We start from the raw sequence: 15,223 nt of genomic DNA, 5'->3' as shown, positions 1-15,223 counted from the left end.
TCCAAGATATATTGAGAGGAAGCGATGGCAGCAATGATCGTTAATATTGTGATTGTGGCGCTAATATTCGGGTATTCCGGCTGGATGATTTACCGTCATGTACAGAAGGGCAAGCAGGGGGCCTGTGCAGGCTGTGACAAGGGTAAGACCTGTCCCGCAGCAGCGATGGATTCACCGCTGTCCTGCAGCAGTGCTACACTGGGCAGCAAGCGCTAGGATACAGCTCTAGCGGATATGCCGGTTATTCTTTCGTTTAGAAACCTTGGCATGCGGGTATGTTAGTTATAAGCTTTTAACAACCAGACTATTGCCAAGGAGGAATAACCATGAACACCAAGAAGACTCTGTTTACAACGGTAGCCCTGGGAGCCGCCTACTTGCTGAAGAATAAGAATACACGGGATAAGATTATGAATGGCGTCCAATCCCTCACTGCTCAGATGAAGGCCCGTAAATAGGCTGCCATTCCTGCAGTTATGAGAAGCAGGATTCCAAGTGAACAAAGAGCCGCAGGTCTCAGGAAACTGAGAATCTGCGGCTCTTTGTCTGTCAGGGGTGATTCAAGCTCAGGCTTCAGGGGAGCGGCGGTCCGGTTCAGCGGCAGCGCTCAGCAGATATTCCAGCAAGGTGCGGACCATTACGCCCGTGGCGCCCTTAGGATTCATTCCCCGTTCCGCAGACAGAAAGGCAGTCCCTGCAATATCGAGATGCACCCACGGCAGTCCTTCCGCGAATTCTCCAACGAACAGTCCCGCCGTGCTGGCAGCTCCATACCGCCCGGCAGCATTACGTAGATCCGCAACCTCGCTTGCCAGCATCTCCCGGAATTCAGGATAGACAGGCAACGGCCAGATCGGCTCCCCCGACAGCCTTGAGGCTGACAGTAGCTCTTCCAGGAATGCTTGATCGTTCGCTACAGCTCCTGTTGCCACATCCCCCAGAATGGACACGACAGCCCCTGTCAGCGTGGCTACGTCAATGATCCGCTGTACCCCCCACTCCCGTGCATAGGTAAGCGCATCTCCCAGGATGATCCGCCCTTCCGCATCGGTATTGATAATTTCAATGGTTCTTCCACTAAGGGTAGTAATGATATCGCCCGGTTTAAAAGCATTCGCTGCCGGCATATTCTCTGCCGCCGGAATCAGCATGACCACATTGACCTTAGGGCGCAAATGCCCCAGCGCATCCATGACCGCCAGTACGGCTGCGGCCCCGGCCATATCGCTGTGCATGCTCTCCATGCCCGGTGCCCGCTTCAGAGAGATGCCTCCAGTATCGAAGGTAATCCCTTTGCCGACTATACCGGTTACGTTCTCCCATTGATTCGTTCCCTGATAGCGGATAACAATCATGCGGGGAGCATTTACACTGCCGCCGCCGACCGCAAGCAATCCGCCCATTCCCTTAAGCGCAAGCTCCCGTTCATCCAGCACTTCAGCCGGAAGCCCGTGCCGTTCAGCGATTTCAATAGCGGCCACCGCAAGATCCGACGGAGTCAGCAGATTCCCCGGACGGTTGGTCAGATCACGGGCAAGGCTTACAGCCTCCCCGAAAGCCTGCCCCCGCTTGATCCCTTGTCTCCAGGCTTCCTCTTCTGCTGCTTCGCTCTTGCCTTCCATACGCAGAAGTACCGTATCTATACCTGCGTAAGCTGCCTGTTCCAGCTTATATTGTCTTCTGCGGTACGAGCCCAGGACCAGCCCTTCCGCGATGGCCTGGCCGGCCTGCTCCGCCCTAAGCGCCCCAGCCCGCCGGCCTAATGCCGCCGGTATCTGCACAACGAGCGCAGCGGCCTTCAGCCTGCAAGCCGCCTTGGCGGTCTGCGCCATCAGCTGCCGCAGCTCGTGCATACCCGTCTGGCCCTTTCCGCTTCCGGCCAGAATGACCACAGGCTGCCCGGGTTGCTCCATGACCGGCAGGATATACACTTGCCCTTGCTTGCCGCTGAACAGCCCCGCTGCGGACAATTGGCGGACTCGTGCGGCCCAGTCCGCCGGAAGACCTTCACCCTGTGCCTGTGCCTCTGAGATCATTAGACATACAGCCTCTCCCCGCGCCATGGCTGCACTGGGATCACTACTCCATTCAAAAATCAATCCTCATCCCTCCGATAAACGCAGATAAGGCTGATCTCCCGCACTTGTTCGTGCTCTGCAGGAATCAGCCCTTACATATTGATTATAACCCGTATGCACTCCACCGAGAACAACGGGCTTAAGATAAGCATTAATGAGTAAGCGGAAGCGAAATGACGAACCTTGTTCCTTCATTCAGCCGGCTGCTGACCGAGATGCAGCCGCCATGATTCTTGATGATCCGGTCACTGACGGAAAGTCCAAGTCCCGTCCCATTCTCCTTCGTGGTGAAGAACGGATTGAACAGTCTGTCAAGCGTGCAGATATCCATTCCCTTTCCGTTGTCAGAGATGAAGATACGCACCTCTGTTCCTTCTTTACGGGCGCCTACCTCAATCCGGCCTACAGAATCATCCACCCGCTCCGAGATGGCTTCCATCGCATTTCTGATCATATTCAGCACAACCTGCTTCATTTGCTTAATATCCCCTGAGATGACCAAATCCTCCTGGAGCACCTGCAAGTTGATCTGGCAGCCCTTCATCAGCGCCTCGCTCTCTGTCAGCAGGACCACTTCCTTCAGCAAGGCAGAGACAGGAATCATGCTGATCTGCGGTACAGAAGGCTTGGAGGAAGTCAGAAATTCATGAATAATGTCATTGGCACGGTCAATCTCCGCTAATATAATCTTCGCATATTCTTCTTTGCCGAGCAGATGCAGATGGGGATGAAGCAATTGGATGAACCCCCGGATAGCCGTCAGGGGATTGCGGATCTCGTGGGCGATGGAGGCTGATAACCGGCCCAGCATGGCCAGACTGTCATTCTGGTAAGCCGTCTGTTCAATCAGCTTATAGTCAGAGATCTCTTTGAATGTGAACAGGTAACTGCCCTTCATTTCCTCTCCGCTGGACAGGGTTGCGCGCCAGTACCGTCCATATTCATCCACAAATTCATAGCTTGGCTTACCTTTGAGCACCATTTCACGATAACTCCGCAGAACCTGCTTCTTCTTGAAGCGGCTAAGCTGAATATGGGATAACAGATGATGCAAGGTGCAGCCCAGAAGAGAGTGACGGTTGAGCTCCAGAATGCCATACATCTGCTTGTTGACGAAAGTCAGCACACCCTCATCATCAAAAAGCAGAATCCCGCTGTCGATGTGCTCCAGCACATCCTCAAATGTTGTATCCATCGGACCAGATTGAAACGTTCTTGCCGATAATAGCAAGCTTTCCTGATATTGGCTTATCACGATACGAAGTTCCCCCTTTTACTGCAATTGACGAAGACGCTTAAGCGACATCAAATTACTATGTATCTGAGTATATGACGAAGCCGCCAGAACATTCGAAAATCGTATTGTATTATCCAACCGTTTCAACTATATTCCAATCATATCCAAGAGAAGAAGACAACGCAATCAGAGAATCTGTCGAATGACAAAAATATTCTTAAAATGATTCTTAAGACACATTTAAGTGTGAGAGGAATGATTTATTTCCTGCAAATACATTGAAAAGAGCCCCCGCCATGGGCGGGAGCTCACTAATTTATAACATGACGGTGGCAGGATCAAGACAGATGTTCAAGCCTTCTGCTGGAGCCGGTGACGCCGCTGGCTCATGACAGCCAGACGCTTCTTCAGCTCACGTTCCCATTTGGAGTCGCCGATCTGTTTGGCAACCGCCAGCAGGTCCAGTGACATATCGATCTGGCTGCGTATGATCGTGAGCGGGTCCTCGCTCTCCATATTGATGACGTTCTCGAAGATCGCTTCCTCTTCCTCCATCACATAATCCTGGAAATCCACATCCGTGACGCCGTCGCCATGGGCATATTCCGCCAGAATTTCATATTCATTCTCGACTTTGTAATGTACCTCTACCCGGTGGCATACCGGACAAAAAAGCAGGGGAACATTATGGACTTGCGTGCGATAATGCTTTAGGGTCCCCTTCGTTCCAACCATACTCGCTCCACAGCAAAAGCTCATTTTTGTTCACCCTCCTTGAGTGTTGTCGTTGATTTGAATTCCTATTAGTATATTACAAAGCAGCGGGAGAGATTCCTCCCCTTACAAGCTATATATTAACCTTTATGCCCATTTTCAAACGTCTGTCCTTATCTCAAGTGGAAACGGCTTTGCCGTCCTTTTAAAGGACGGTACCGTTTCAGCGAGAAAGATAAGGAAAATTATAGCGCGAAGCATATACATTCTTATCTTTGCTCTTATCTTTGCTCTTATCTTTGCAAAAAACCTCCTTGAAGGGAGTCATGCTTCCCGCAAGGAGGTCCTCTTAGTATATCAAAGATCGCGGCTCATGAGGCCCGGAAGCTTACAGGTTCTTGTCGCCTGGTTTCCAGTTCATAGCGCACAGCCCGCCGGATTGGAGAGCCTGCAGTACACGCAATGTCTCTTCAACGCTGCGTCCCACGTCATTGTGGTTAACAACCTGATACTTCAGTTCACCTTCAGGATCGATGATGAACAATCCGCGCAGTGCGATGCCTTCTTCTTCAATCAGGACGCCATAATCACTGGCAACCTTCTTCGTAATATCAGAGGCCAGCGGGAAGTTCACCGGACCCAGACCGTTCATATCCTTAGGTGTGTTCAGCCAAGCCTTGTGGCTGTGGATCGAGTCCACGCTCACACCGAGAATTTCTGTATCAAGCTCTGCGAAATCAGCAGCAGCATCGCTCAGGGCTGTGATTTCAGTTGGACATACGAAGGTGAAATCAAGCGGGTAGAAGAAGAATACAAGCCATTTGCCGCGATAGTCGGACAAGCTTACCTTACCGAAATCCTTACCGTCGCCTGTTACTGTCTCCATGAAGAAGTCAGGAGCGGGTTTACCTACCAAACGTTCTGCCATTGCTTAAATCCTCCTTTTGATTATGTAAGAAAAACAGCTACCGGACCGTTGCCGGATGCAATATGCTTTTCTTGATTTTATGGGATGGTTACATTCTTTCGGGTACAGAATAAATGTTATCATCGTACAAAATCAAAGTCAATATTACATTGATTACTTTTTTATAATAATTATAAATAAGCAACATTTTGTGAAGTTTTTCTTTGTTCTGCGTCAAAAGGGATCTATGTGGTAGAACTAGGCTTTGCGGATAGCGGCTACAATCAGGTCACCCATCTCAGTGGTGCTGATCGCCTTGCTCTTATCAACTGCGATATCGCTCGTCCGGTGACCGGCATCCAGTACCTCCGCAACTGCGGCTTCAATGGCAGCGGCTGCGTTCTCGTAGCCGAAGGTCATACGGAACATCAGTGCAAGCGACAGGATCGTAGCGATTGGATTCGCCAGCCCTTGTCCGGCAATATCAGGCGCGGAGCCGTGAACCGGCTCATAGAGGCCGTAGCTGCCTTCACCCAGTGAAGCGGAGGCCAGCATGCCAATGGAGCCTGTCAGCATCGCTGCTTCATCGCTCAGGATATCTCCGAACATATTCTCGGTCACGATGACATCGAAGCTCGAAGGACGGCGCAGCAGCTGCATCGCACAGTTATCCACCAGTACGTGCTCAACTTCAACCTGCGGATATTCCGGCGCCAGTCTGTTCACCACTTCACGCCACAGACGGGAGGTCTCCAGGACGTTGGCTTTGTCGACACTCGCCAGCTTGCCCCGGCGCTTCCCGGCAATCTCGAACGCCTGGCGTACGATCCGCTCCACCTCAGTGACGTTGTAGACACAAGTATCTACCGCTTCTTCGCCATGCTCGCCCTGGCGGCGCAGCTTGTCCCCGAAGTAGATCCCGCCTGTCAATTCACGTACGACCATCAGGTCCGTTCCTTCAAGTACCTCCGGCTTCAGTGTCGAAGCATCCTTCAGACAATCGAAGACCACCGCCGGACGCAGATTCGAGAATAGGCCAAGCGCCTTACGGATACCCAGCAGTCCGGTCTCCGGACGCAGCTCCTTCGGATTGTTATCCCACTTCGGTCCGCCTACAGCTCCAAGCAATACAGCATCGGCGCTTCGGCAGATTGCAAGCGTATCCTCAGGCAGCGGAGTTCCGCGTTCATCGATGGCGATTCCTCCGAACAGGGCGTGCTCCGTTTCAAATGCATACCCGAACAGCTCTTCCGTTCTTTTCAATACCTTTTCCGCTTCCGCCACAACTTCAGGTCCGATACCGTCCCCGGCAATTACGGCGATTTTTTTGACCTCGCTCATTTCTGTCACTCCTTAGGTAGTCCTGCTGGTCGCAGACATAGTTCTTCTGTATATTGTTGTATCATAACGAAGGACAAAGGACAAAGATATAGATTCTATCACGTTCATAGATATAGCCTATAAGTGAAGCAGAGCGTGAATTTGCCCTTGTCCCGCCAATTGATTACAATTAATGGGCAGGTGAAATTATCGGATCTCTAATCCTATGGAAGAGGAGTGATCTTTAAGATGCAATACGCGAAGCTTGGCAAGTCTGGTATGAAGGTAAGCCGCCTCTGTCTGGGCACGATGAACTTCGGTCCCATCACCGACGAGAAGGAAGCCTTCCGCATTATGGATGCGGCACTGGACGCGGGAGTCCAGTTTTTTGATACCGCCAATGTGTATGGCTGGGGTGAGAACTCGGGTCTGACCGAGACTATTATCGGCCGCTGGTTCAAACAGGGCGGCGGACGCCGTGAGAAGGTTGTCCTGGCGACCAAGGTCTACGGGGCGATGAGTGACAAGCTGGATGGACCCAATGATGAAGGCGGCCTCTCTGCCTACATTATCCGCCGTCATCTGGAGGGCTCCCTGCAGCGTCTGCAGACCGATCATATCGAACTCTACCAGATGCACCATATCGACCGTAATGTGTCCTGGGACGAGCTGTGGGGCGCCTTCGAGCTTGCGGTCAGCCAAGGCAAGATAGGCTACACCGGCTCCAGTAACTTCGCCGGCTGGGATATTGCCGTTGCCCAGCAGGAGGCGAAGGCCCGCGGGTTCCTTGGACTGGTATCCGAGCAGCACAAATACAGTCTGACCTGCCGTCTGCCGGAGCTTGAGGTTCTGCCTGCCGCACAGCATCTTGGCCTTGGCATTATTCCGTGGAGTCCGCTTGACGGGGGACTGCTTGGCCGCAATGCGCTGAAGAAGATTGAGGGCAGCCGCAGCGGCGGCAACGCGGAGCGTGTAGAGCAGCACAAGAAGCAGCTAGAGGCCTTTGCTGAGCTAAGCCTGGAGCTGGGCGAGCCGCAGGATAATATCGCTCTGGCCTGGCTGCTGGCGAACCCTGCCGTCACAGCTCCGATCATCGGACCGCGTACGCTGGAGCAATTCGAGAGCGCGCTGCGCAGCCTGGAGGTCGTTTTGGATGAATCTGTGCTGAAACGCCTTGATGAGATTTTCCCCGGACCCGGCGGTGCGGCTCCGAAGGCATATGCATGGTAATCCGGACTAACCGGCTGCAGCCCGCATAATCCTCCCGGAAGTCATATCTTCACTTACAATAAAGAGCTGTCCACCAGTATAACGTACCGGTGAACAGCTCTTTATGTTTCTATGTCTTTTATTGTGCCGTATCCACTGTTATAGAACCATTGCTGGTAGACAAAATAACCTCATGGGTGCCTTTGCCAAGCATAGCCGTTCCATGATTCTCATCGTCGCCGCCCCAGTTCACATTGCCTTTAAGCGATCCGTTACTGGTATCTGCCGTAATCTTGGCATCCGCTACCGCCGGAAGACCCAAGACAATCTTGCCGTTGCTGGATTTCAGCTCCCATGCACCCGTGATTGCCGAATTGACTGTAATCTTGCCGTTGCTGCTTCTGGCCGACACTGCGCCGTCAATATTCCCCAGCGTAATCGCACCGTTCGAGCTAACCAGGTCTGCTCCGCCCTGTACATTCTTTACTGTCAATGTGCCATTGCTGCTATGAGCCTTCACACCGCCGGAGACATCATGGATATCCATCGTTCCGTTGCTCGTATCCACATTAATGCCTGCGGCCAGCCCGCCGGCTTCGATAGAACCGTCACTGGTCTCTACCTGAGCAGCGAGATTCTGCGGAATGCTGACATTCAGATATGGCGCATTGTTGTTGAAGCCGATCTGGATATTGGAGAGCCATCCAGAATCCCCCTCCAGCTCCATCACAAGTGTATCATCTTCGGTCGTCACCTTCCATTTACGCTCCAGGGCACTCGCCGCTTCATTGTCTGTATTGCCCGGCAGCTCCAGCTTACCTTCATACGCAAGCGTGTTCCCGTCCACACCCTGAAGCTTAACCTTGCCTTGGGGCAGATTAATCCGCACGTTCTTAATATCCTGCTGTACTTCTACCTTCCCGTTCACCGGAACCAGCTTGGTATTGCCGAAGATACTGCTCAGCGATCCTCCGGCCAACACCGTCTGTGCCCCGCTTGCCGCGATAAGCACAATGATCAGCAGAATGGCCCAGCCGCTTACCCGGCTTTTGACATCGGATTTAATGAAGAGCCTAAGCAGCATCTCCAGGCCGAACAGGATAAGCAGGGCCGGCCAGATATAGCCCAGCACATCGTACGTGATTACACCATACTGAGCCATGACTACAATAACTCCTACTATTATGCACCCTATTGCGGCAGTGAAGCTGCCGACTTTCCATCTCCCCATCCTTCAATTCCCCATTTCACTATACTTTTGAATTATTCTTCAGCATTCTGAATCCATACCCGATCAAGGCAAGCGACAGCAGAATCGCTCCGATGTTCATATCGTTCAGAATCTCCCACAGAGCGGGAAATGCAGTGATGAGCAGCAGCAGAATGCCCGCGATGACACACCCTATACCGACCCACACCGGATTTACATCATCATGCGGGTACATCGGGGCTGCAGACATGCCCATCGACCAAGGCGCTCCAAAGCTATCCGGATGGAACATCATCCGCTCATGCTCGGCAGCCGATACCTTCATCCAAGCCGCCTTTTGCAGCGCATCAAATAATTGATAGAACCAGAGCGCAGCAAGTGCGAACGGAAACACTGCGGGCATGGACGGAATGAATATAATACAGAGCGATGCTCCAATCATATACTCCAGACCCATTTTTTTAAAGCCCAGATACATGTGGCCCAGTCCCGGAACCATAGCCAGGAGAAACGTGAGCCAGCGTCTTTTCTTAATCATATGTTACCCTCCCAAAAGTTTTGTGAAATAAAATAGATAACCGGCGAAGCCGCTATGGATTTATTTATGGTTACCTCGGGCCAAACCAGGAGCTGACCGATGTGGACATATGCCCGTTGATTTCAGTGATGCCATAAGCCAAATTCTCAAATACGCCTAGCTGCAGCAGGAGAAACGTCAGGCCAACCGCCACGCCGTAATGCATCCAGGAGGTTCCCCGGGTCGTGCGCCGTCTGGTCATGGTAGATTTCACTATCCGTTCTCTGCGCCCGTTCTCCAGCTGGCCGATCCTTGCCATAACATCCCCGGTCAAATCAGGGAAGTCATGCGGCAACACGGGCTCCTGTCCGTTAAAATCAAGCCCGGCTTCCATCTCGCTCCACATCGCCGCAAGCCCGCGTGCCTCCTCCAGCCATTCCGCGCAGCCGGGACAGGTCAGGGTATGCAGATAGATGGCCTGCTGGGCCTCTGGTGACAACTGTCCATCTATATAATGCGGCATCCACTCTTTTACTGTTGAACAATTCATCGCCATTCCTCCCCGCTTTTGCGCATCATCTGTCTGGCCCGATAGAGCTGCGATTCAACCGTTTTAACCGAAATTCCTTTTTGATCAGCTATCTCCTGATACGAATGTCGCTGAAAATAGTACAGCTGCACAACCGACCGGTACGGTTCCGCCAGACTATTCAGGTTCTCACCCAGCTCACGGGAAGCCTCTTTGTGAAGCACTGCCTGTTCAGGTGTCTGTGAAGTCACCCAGTCATTCTCTGTGTAATCTGCTGCACTCCGGTGCCGCCATTCCCGGTCATTGGCCCGTTTCCAGTCCAGACAGGTGCGGTAAGCAATCCGGTACAGCCAGGTGGAGAAGGAAGACTGTCCTCTGAAGGTGGGAAGGGCTTTATAGGCTTTGATGAAGACTTCCTGAGCCATATCCTTGGCAGACTCGGCTTCTCCTGTAATTTTGATGCATACACTATATACCATGCCTTGATAACGGGTCACCAGATTCCCGAAGGTCTGATGCTCCCCGCTTAGCACAGCATTGATCCACTCCGTCTCTTCCAAGTCTTTCTTCCCTCCTTCAGCTACATATCGTTAGACGCCTGGCTTTAAGGTTCCCCTGCAGGTTTTTTAAATTATTTTAGAATAGCAGCATTTCTATTCAAAAATCAGACACAAGCGCAAGCATAGAGGGAGGATAACCCACTTTGTTGTCGAATTTATCCTTAAACAGCCTATGACAAGACAACATTCTTTAATGAAGTGGTGGGATAGATATGATTCAGGCCTTGCTGGTAGATGATGAACGGCTTGCTCTTATGAAGCTGAAAATGATGCTGGAAGAACTGACAACTATAAATGTAATCGCTGCTTATACGGATCCCTCCGAGGCGGTCAATGCAGCTCCGCTGCTACGCCCTGATGTGATTTTCCTCGACATTGATATGCCTGAGATGAATGGCGTCCAGGCTGCGGAGGCCATGCAAAGGCTGTGCCCGCAGGCAAGCATCGTATTTGTGACTGCCCATAACAGCTACGCCATCGAGGCGTTCGAGCTATATGCGCTCGACTATGTTCTTAAGCCCGTACAGCGGGGCCGGCTGCTGAAGACCATTGAGCGGCTGGAGGAGCGTGTCAGCCAGGCACAGGAGGATTCGCGTAAGCCTGCGCAGACGGTCATGATCCGCAGCTTCCAGTCCTTAAGATTCGAACTGGGTGGCCAGCCGCTGCCCAATATCCGCTGGCGCACCACCAAGGCACAGGAATTATTCGCTTATTTATTTCACAACCGCAACCGGTTCGTAAGCAAAGATACCTTAACCGATCTGCTGTGGCCCGATTTCAATCTTAAGAAAGCCTCCACCCATCTTTATACAACGATTTATCAGGTTCGGCAATGCCTGAAGCAGGCAGAGATTGATCTGCAGATCAGCAATGCCAGCGGGGGGGAAGGCTACACCCTGGAGACCGGAAGCCTGCTGATAGACAGCTACGAATGGGAGAAGGGTATTCTGACTCAAGATGCCATCAATAAGGACAACTATGAGGAGCATCAGCGGTTGTTCGACTTCTATTCGGGCGACTATCTGAGCGATTACGATTACCTCTGGGCTGAAGGAGAACGGCAGCGTCTGCGGACCATCTGGCTGCATCACGCAATGACTATCGCCGAATTCTATGTCAGCAGCGGCCGGATACCGGAAGCGGTAACCGTGTACCAGAGAGTGGTGCAGCTCCAGCCTTATTTTGAACAGGGGCATCTCGGGCTGATGAAGGTCTACGACAGCATTGGGGAACGTTCAGCGGTAGAGGAGCAATATCATACTCTGACGGCATTACTGAAGCGGGAGCTCGGCGTGAAGCCGCCAGCGAGTATTAAGCGCTGGTATGAGGAATGGAAGCATCTTAACCTCAGAAGTATGTGATTCTCCGTAAATAGAAACGGCAATGCTGACCATTCAGGGACGGCATTATTTCAGCGACTTTATATTTGTTATACCAAAGACACCCGCAGCCTGCTGCGGGTGTCTTTGTCTATACTGCCATATTAGCTGTTAATGCCTGATCAGTTGTACTCTCCTACATTTTCTTGCGGGCATTGAATCTTCTGGACAGTACAAATCCCAGAATAATCAATCCGCCGCCAGTCAGATACAGCGGGAGAGGACTTTCTTCTCCGGTCTGTGGAAGTTTGCCGGGAAGTCCGCTGTTGTTGCCTTTGTCAGTTGGTTCAGTAACCGTGCCCTTAGGCACTTCATCAACACCAACCTCAATTGTAATCTCTTCCTCATTGCCGTCTTCATCCGTAACGACAATTGTGAATTTATCCTTGCCGGTGTAGCCTGGATCTGGTGTATACGTCCATTTGCCATCCGGTGTAATAGTTACCGTACCATGCGCCGGCTCTTCGCCGATGCTAGGGATACCTCCCAGCGGAATCTCGCCGTCGATAGGCACTTCCTCAATCGTAGTCACCTGTGTGGCTTGCGGCGTTGGAGTGCTAACCGTTCCAGGCTGCTCCGGTGTTACTGCTGGCGTCACCTGTGGTGTTGCTGTTACTCCTGGCGTACTTGATGCAGCCGGAGTTGCCGTTGGTGCTGGCGCTACCGATGGTGTCGGCGTTGGTGTACCGATAACTCCAGGAATGCTTGATGGTACAGGTGTCGGTGTATAATACACCGGCGGTGATGTTGGCACTGGTGTTGCTGTTGGTTCTGTAACTGGCGTCGGTGTTGCTGTTGGTGTCACCGGCGTTGGTGTCGGTGTCGATTCTGCCGGCGGTGTGGTTACCTTTTGGTTAGTAATCGGCAACAGCACTTTTTGCACACCGGAATCAATTGTCACAGGATGCTCTGTTACGCTCAGAACATAACCTTCCGGAGCTGTAATTTCCTTCAGAATATAATTCCCCAGCTTCAGCGATGTGAATACCAGTTCACCATTTGCATCTGTTTTTCCGCTGACCACCAATTTTTTGGCGGAATCATACAGTCCGAACTCTGCTCCTGCAAGCTTCTTGTTCGTATCCTCACCAGCAACCTTCGTTACTTTGAGCGAACCAAGGATTTCAACCGGAATCAGTTTGTTCGTAATTGGCGCAAGTACCTTCTGTACGCCGGAATTGATTGTTACAGTCTGCTCTGTTGCATTCAGAACATAACCGGCAGGGGCAGTAAGCTCCTTCAGGGTGTAGGTTCCGAGCTTCAGCGATTTGAATTCCAATACGCCGTCAGCGTCTGTTTTACCACTTGCCACTAATTTCTTAGCGGAATCATACAGCGCGAACTCTGCACCCTCCAGCTTCTTGCTGGTATCCTGCTCAGCCACCTTAGTCAGCTTGAGTGAACCAAAGACTTCGGCTGGAATCTGTTTGTTCGTGATTGGGGCCAATATCTTTTGTACACCGGAGTCAATCGTTACGGTATGCTCTGTCTCATCCAGCACATAACCAACCGGAGCAGTAAGCTCCTTCAGGGTATACGTTCCGAGCTTCAGCGATTTGAACTCCAATACGCCGTCAGCGTCTGTTTTTCCGCTTGTCACAAGCTTCTTGGTGGAATCATACAATCCGAATTCTGCGTCTTTCAGCTTCTTGCTCGCATCCTCCTGCGCAATCTTAGTGATCTTCAGTGAGCCGAAGACTTCGGCAGGAATCAGTGCGTTAGTCACGGTAACTTTTTTCTCTTGTGATGGATCAATGGTCACATTAATCACTTTAGAATCCAGGACATAACCGGCAGGGGCTGTTTTCTCTTTCAGGGTATACTCCCCGCCCTTAAGCTTGGTGAACTCCAGTTCACCCTTGGCATCGGTTGTTTTCGTTCCTACCAGTGCACCCTGGGAGTTAAACAATTCGAATACTGCACCTTCCAGCTTCTTGGAGGAATCATTCACATCCACCTTGGTCAGCTTGAGTGAACCGAAGAAATCATTCTTGACGGTTAGCTGCACCGCCGTGGACGAATTAATCGTCACCTTAATCTCAGAGCTGTCCAGTGAATAGCCAACCGGCGCTTTGGTTTCTTTCAGTACATATTTACCAGCCTTAAGATTTGTAAAAGTCAGGGTTCCGTCTTCTGCAGAAGTCTGTTTTTGAGTCTCCTTCAGTTCAGTTCCAATTATCCGTGAGAGTGCGAACTCAGCGCCTTTAAGTTTTTCATCACCGGCCTGATTGGTTTTGGTAACTATTAGCGAGCCTTTTACACCACTACCTGTACCGGATGTATCTACAATTTGAATGCTCTTGTCAGAAGTAACAGGTTTTGTAATCTGACTTACACCGTCACCGCTAAACGAGATTTCATTTTTCAGCTGTACATTATTTCCTGCCTCAGTTACAACCGTCTGATAAGTCAGAATATATGGTTTGCTGATTGTGTTCAGGAAGACAAGCTCGAAGCTTTCTTTACCGTCTGTGCCGGTTTTGAAGGTAAGGGTGTAATCAACATCCTTCTTCAATTCATAACCTTGGTTTCCTGCATTCCCCTGCTGATCGACAGTTGTCTCAAAGAGATGGAAGCTGTCCGGCAAAAGCACCTGATTTGCGCTAGGTTTATCTACCAGTTTTACGTTCTTGACAACGGACTGGTTCGCGTTGATGACCACTTTCCAGTTCAGAAGAGTCTGATCATTGTTATCTTGGGTAAAGCCTTTGGCTACATATTGTCCGCCCTTAGGAATGGTTACTGTGACTTCCAGAGGCTCTGATACAGCCTTGTTGTCCTTATCGTACAAGGTAGCTGTATTCTTAACCTGTTCTTTATTTACATCACTGCCAATGAATTCTGTACTAAAGACTACATAGAATGCATAATCCACCGGGTCTTTGAATTTGACTGTCAGCTTCGTGTCGGTAACATTAAGCGTGTATTCGGAAGCGTCTATCACAGCCCCCTTCGTATGTTCCCCGTCTTTTCCATAGTTCATCTTGTAAACTACTGCAGTTACGCTAGTTGCTTTCTGGCCTTCAGGAATTGTATCTACTAGCGTAGCCCCTGCTGCCAGTACACGTTTATTATAGTTAGCCCCAACTGTCCAGGTAAGCTGCTTGGTATTTACATCGTATACACCAGTCTTCTTACCGTTGTTTTTGACTTCATCCCGCGGATTAAAGGTTGCATCACCCTTAATGGTGTGATCCTTGTCGTTAGCATCCTTCCAATCGAGCTGTGCGGTGTTCTTGAAGCTGGTTGCACCACTCTGCAATTTGTAATAGTCAAAACTGGTCGAATACGTCACCGTAAACGGCTTATCAATAGCCTTCGAGAATGTGATGGTGAATCCGGCGCCTTGGGCATAATCCGTTCCGTTAGGTGTAATCGTATAATCTGAGCTGTTTATAGCTGGTGTCGAGGTAATTGTGATTGGCTCGATTAATTTCAACCCGCCATTATCAAAAGTATCCTTCAATACCAGACTCTTCATCACTTTAGAATCTTTGTTTACCTCGATGGTCCATTTTACCGTCTTGTTCAAATAGTCTACATCAGCGACTTTTTTCTCCACG

Annotated in this window: 14 protein-coding genes; 4 read left to right on the top strand and 10 right to left on the bottom strand. The window is 50.9% G+C overall.

Annotated features, from left to right (window positions below):
- Positions 1 to 24 precede the first annotated feature (24 nt).
- Together MKX63_RS19515 and MKX63_RS19510 are read left to right on the top strand one after the other, a co-directional pair.
- Positions 25 to 216, top strand: coding sequence for a FeoB-associated Cys-rich membrane protein (locus MKX63_RS19515; RefSeq protein WP_341019393.1), 192 nt, complete (start codon positions 25 to 27; stop codon positions 214 to 216).
- Between the two features lie 110 nt (positions 217 to 326).
- On the top strand, positions 327 to 458 hold the full coding sequence (locus MKX63_RS19510; protein WP_256707444.1) for a hypothetical protein: 132 nt from the start codon (positions 327 to 329) through the stop codon (positions 456 to 458).
- Positions 459 to 566: 108 nt separating this feature from the next.
- On the opposite strand, the gene MKX63_RS19505 is transcribed toward MKX63_RS19510, so the two are convergent.
- The 5 genes from MKX63_RS19505 to leuB form a co-directional block, all read right to left on the bottom strand.
- Complete coding sequence (locus MKX63_RS19505; RefSeq protein WP_341019392.1) at positions 567 to 2,099, bottom strand: leucyl aminopeptidase; 1,533 nt, start codon at positions 2,097 to 2,099, stop codon at positions 567 to 569.
- Between the two features lie 130 nt (positions 2,100 to 2,229).
- The gene (locus tag MKX63_RS19500; RefSeq protein WP_036727689.1) at positions 2,230 to 3,333 is read right to left on the bottom strand and encodes an ATP-binding protein; all 1,104 of its coding nucleotides are present in this window, start codon (positions 3,331 to 3,333) and stop codon (positions 2,230 to 2,232) included.
- Positions 3,334 to 3,666: 333 nt separating this feature from the next.
- Positions 3,667 to 4,074, bottom strand: a complete 408-nt coding sequence (locus MKX63_RS19495) for a hypothetical protein (RefSeq protein ID WP_341019390.1) — start codon at positions 4,072 to 4,074, stop codon at positions 3,667 to 3,669.
- A gap of 343 nt (positions 4,075 to 4,417) precedes the next feature.
- Positions 4,418 to 4,957: a peroxiredoxin gene (locus tag MKX63_RS19490; protein WP_341019389.1), complete on the bottom strand. Its 540-nt coding sequence runs from the start codon at positions 4,955 to 4,957 to the stop codon at positions 4,418 to 4,420.
- A gap of 237 nt (positions 4,958 to 5,194) precedes the next feature.
- A complete protein-coding gene (leuB, locus tag MKX63_RS19485; protein WP_341019388.1) occupies positions 5,195 to 6,277 on the bottom strand; it encodes a 3-isopropylmalate dehydrogenase in 1,083 nt (360 codons plus the stop codon).
- A gap of 228 nt (positions 6,278 to 6,505) precedes the next feature.
- On the opposite strand from leuB, the gene MKX63_RS19480 reads away from it, so the two are divergent.
- Positions 6,506 to 7,486, top strand: a complete 981-nt coding sequence (locus MKX63_RS19480) for an aldo/keto reductase (RefSeq protein ID WP_341019387.1) — start codon at positions 6,506 to 6,508, stop codon at positions 7,484 to 7,486.
- A gap of 118 nt (positions 7,487 to 7,604) precedes the next feature.
- On the opposite strand, the gene MKX63_RS19475 is transcribed toward MKX63_RS19480, so the two are convergent.
- The 4 genes from MKX63_RS19475 to MKX63_RS19460 form a co-directional block, all read right to left on the bottom strand.
- Positions 7,605 to 8,696, bottom strand: coding sequence for a LiaF transmembrane domain-containing protein (locus tag MKX63_RS19475; RefSeq protein ID WP_341019386.1), 1,092 nt, complete (start codon positions 8,694 to 8,696; stop codon positions 7,605 to 7,607).
- Positions 8,697 to 8,715: 19 nt separating this feature from the next.
- Complete coding sequence (locus tag MKX63_RS19470) at positions 8,716 to 9,213, bottom strand: hypothetical protein (RefSeq protein ID WP_341019385.1); 498 nt, start codon at positions 9,211 to 9,213, stop codon at positions 8,716 to 8,718.
- Positions 9,214 to 9,283: 70 nt separating this feature from the next.
- Positions 9,284 to 9,742 (bottom strand): zf-HC2 domain-containing protein, encoded by a 459-nt coding sequence (locus MKX63_RS19465; protein WP_341019384.1) that lies wholly within the window; start codon positions 9,740 to 9,742, stop codon positions 9,284 to 9,286.
- Positions 9,739 to 10,281: an RNA polymerase sigma factor gene (locus tag MKX63_RS19460; protein ID WP_341019383.1), complete on the bottom strand. Its 543-nt coding sequence runs from the start codon at positions 10,279 to 10,281 to the stop codon at positions 9,739 to 9,741. Before MKX63_RS19460 ends, MKX63_RS19465 begins: the two co-directional genes overlap by 4 nt.
- A 212-nt stretch (positions 10,282 to 10,493) precedes the next feature.
- On the opposite strand from MKX63_RS19460, the gene MKX63_RS19455 reads away from it, so the two are divergent.
- On the top strand, positions 10,494 to 11,642 hold the full coding sequence (locus MKX63_RS19455; RefSeq protein WP_341019382.1) for a response regulator: 1,149 nt from the start codon (positions 10,494 to 10,496) through the stop codon (positions 11,640 to 11,642).
- Between the two features lie 154 nt (positions 11,643 to 11,796).
- On the opposite strand, the gene MKX63_RS19450 is transcribed toward MKX63_RS19455, so the two are convergent.
- Positions 11,797 to 15,222, bottom strand: coding sequence for a SpaA isopeptide-forming pilin-related protein (locus MKX63_RS19450; protein ID WP_341019381.1), 3,426 nt, complete (start codon positions 15,220 to 15,222; stop codon positions 11,797 to 11,799).
- Position 15,223 lies beyond the last annotated feature (1 nt).

This window comes from Paenibacillus sp. FSL R7-0179 (assembly GCF_038002265.1).
Taxonomy (GTDB): Bacteria; Bacillota; Bacilli; order Paenibacillales; family Paenibacillaceae; genus Paenibacillus_AQ.
This window is presented reverse-complemented; position numbering and strand designations above follow the sequence as displayed.

Coding starts and splice junctions, on each gene's coding strand:
- MKX63_RS19515 (WP_341019393.1), top strand. CDS start 25: ATGGCAGCAATGATCGTTAATATTGTGATTGTGGCGCTAATATTCGGG.
- MKX63_RS19510 (WP_256707444.1), top strand. CDS start 327: ATGAACACCAAGAAGACTCTGTTTACAACGGTAGCCCTGGGAGCCGCC.
- MKX63_RS19495 (WP_341019390.1), bottom strand. CDS start 4,074: ATGAGCTTTTGCTGTGGAGCGAGTATGGTTGGAACGAAGGGGACCCTA.
- MKX63_RS19490 (WP_341019389.1), bottom strand. CDS start 4,957: ATGGCAGAACGTTTGGTAGGTAAACCCGCTCCTGACTTCTTCATGGAG.
- leuB (WP_341019388.1), bottom strand. CDS start 6,277: ATGAGCGAGGTCAAAAAAATCGCCGTAATTGCCGGGGACGGTATCGGA.
- MKX63_RS19480 (WP_341019387.1), top strand. CDS start 6,506: ATGCAATACGCGAAGCTTGGCAAGTCTGGTATGAAGGTAAGCCGCCTC.
- MKX63_RS19475 (WP_341019386.1), bottom strand. CDS start 8,696: ATGGGGAGATGGAAAGTCGGCAGCTTCACTGCCGCAATAGGGTGCATA.
- MKX63_RS19470 (WP_341019385.1), bottom strand. CDS start 9,213: ATGATTAAGAAAAGACGCTGGCTCACGTTTCTCCTGGCTATGGTTCCG.
- MKX63_RS19465 (WP_341019384.1), bottom strand. CDS start 9,742: ATGAATTGTTCAACAGTAAAAGAGTGGATGCCGCATTATATAGATGGA.
- MKX63_RS19455 (WP_341019382.1), top strand. CDS start 10,494: ATGATTCAGGCCTTGCTGGTAGATGATGAACGGCTTGCTCTTATGAAG.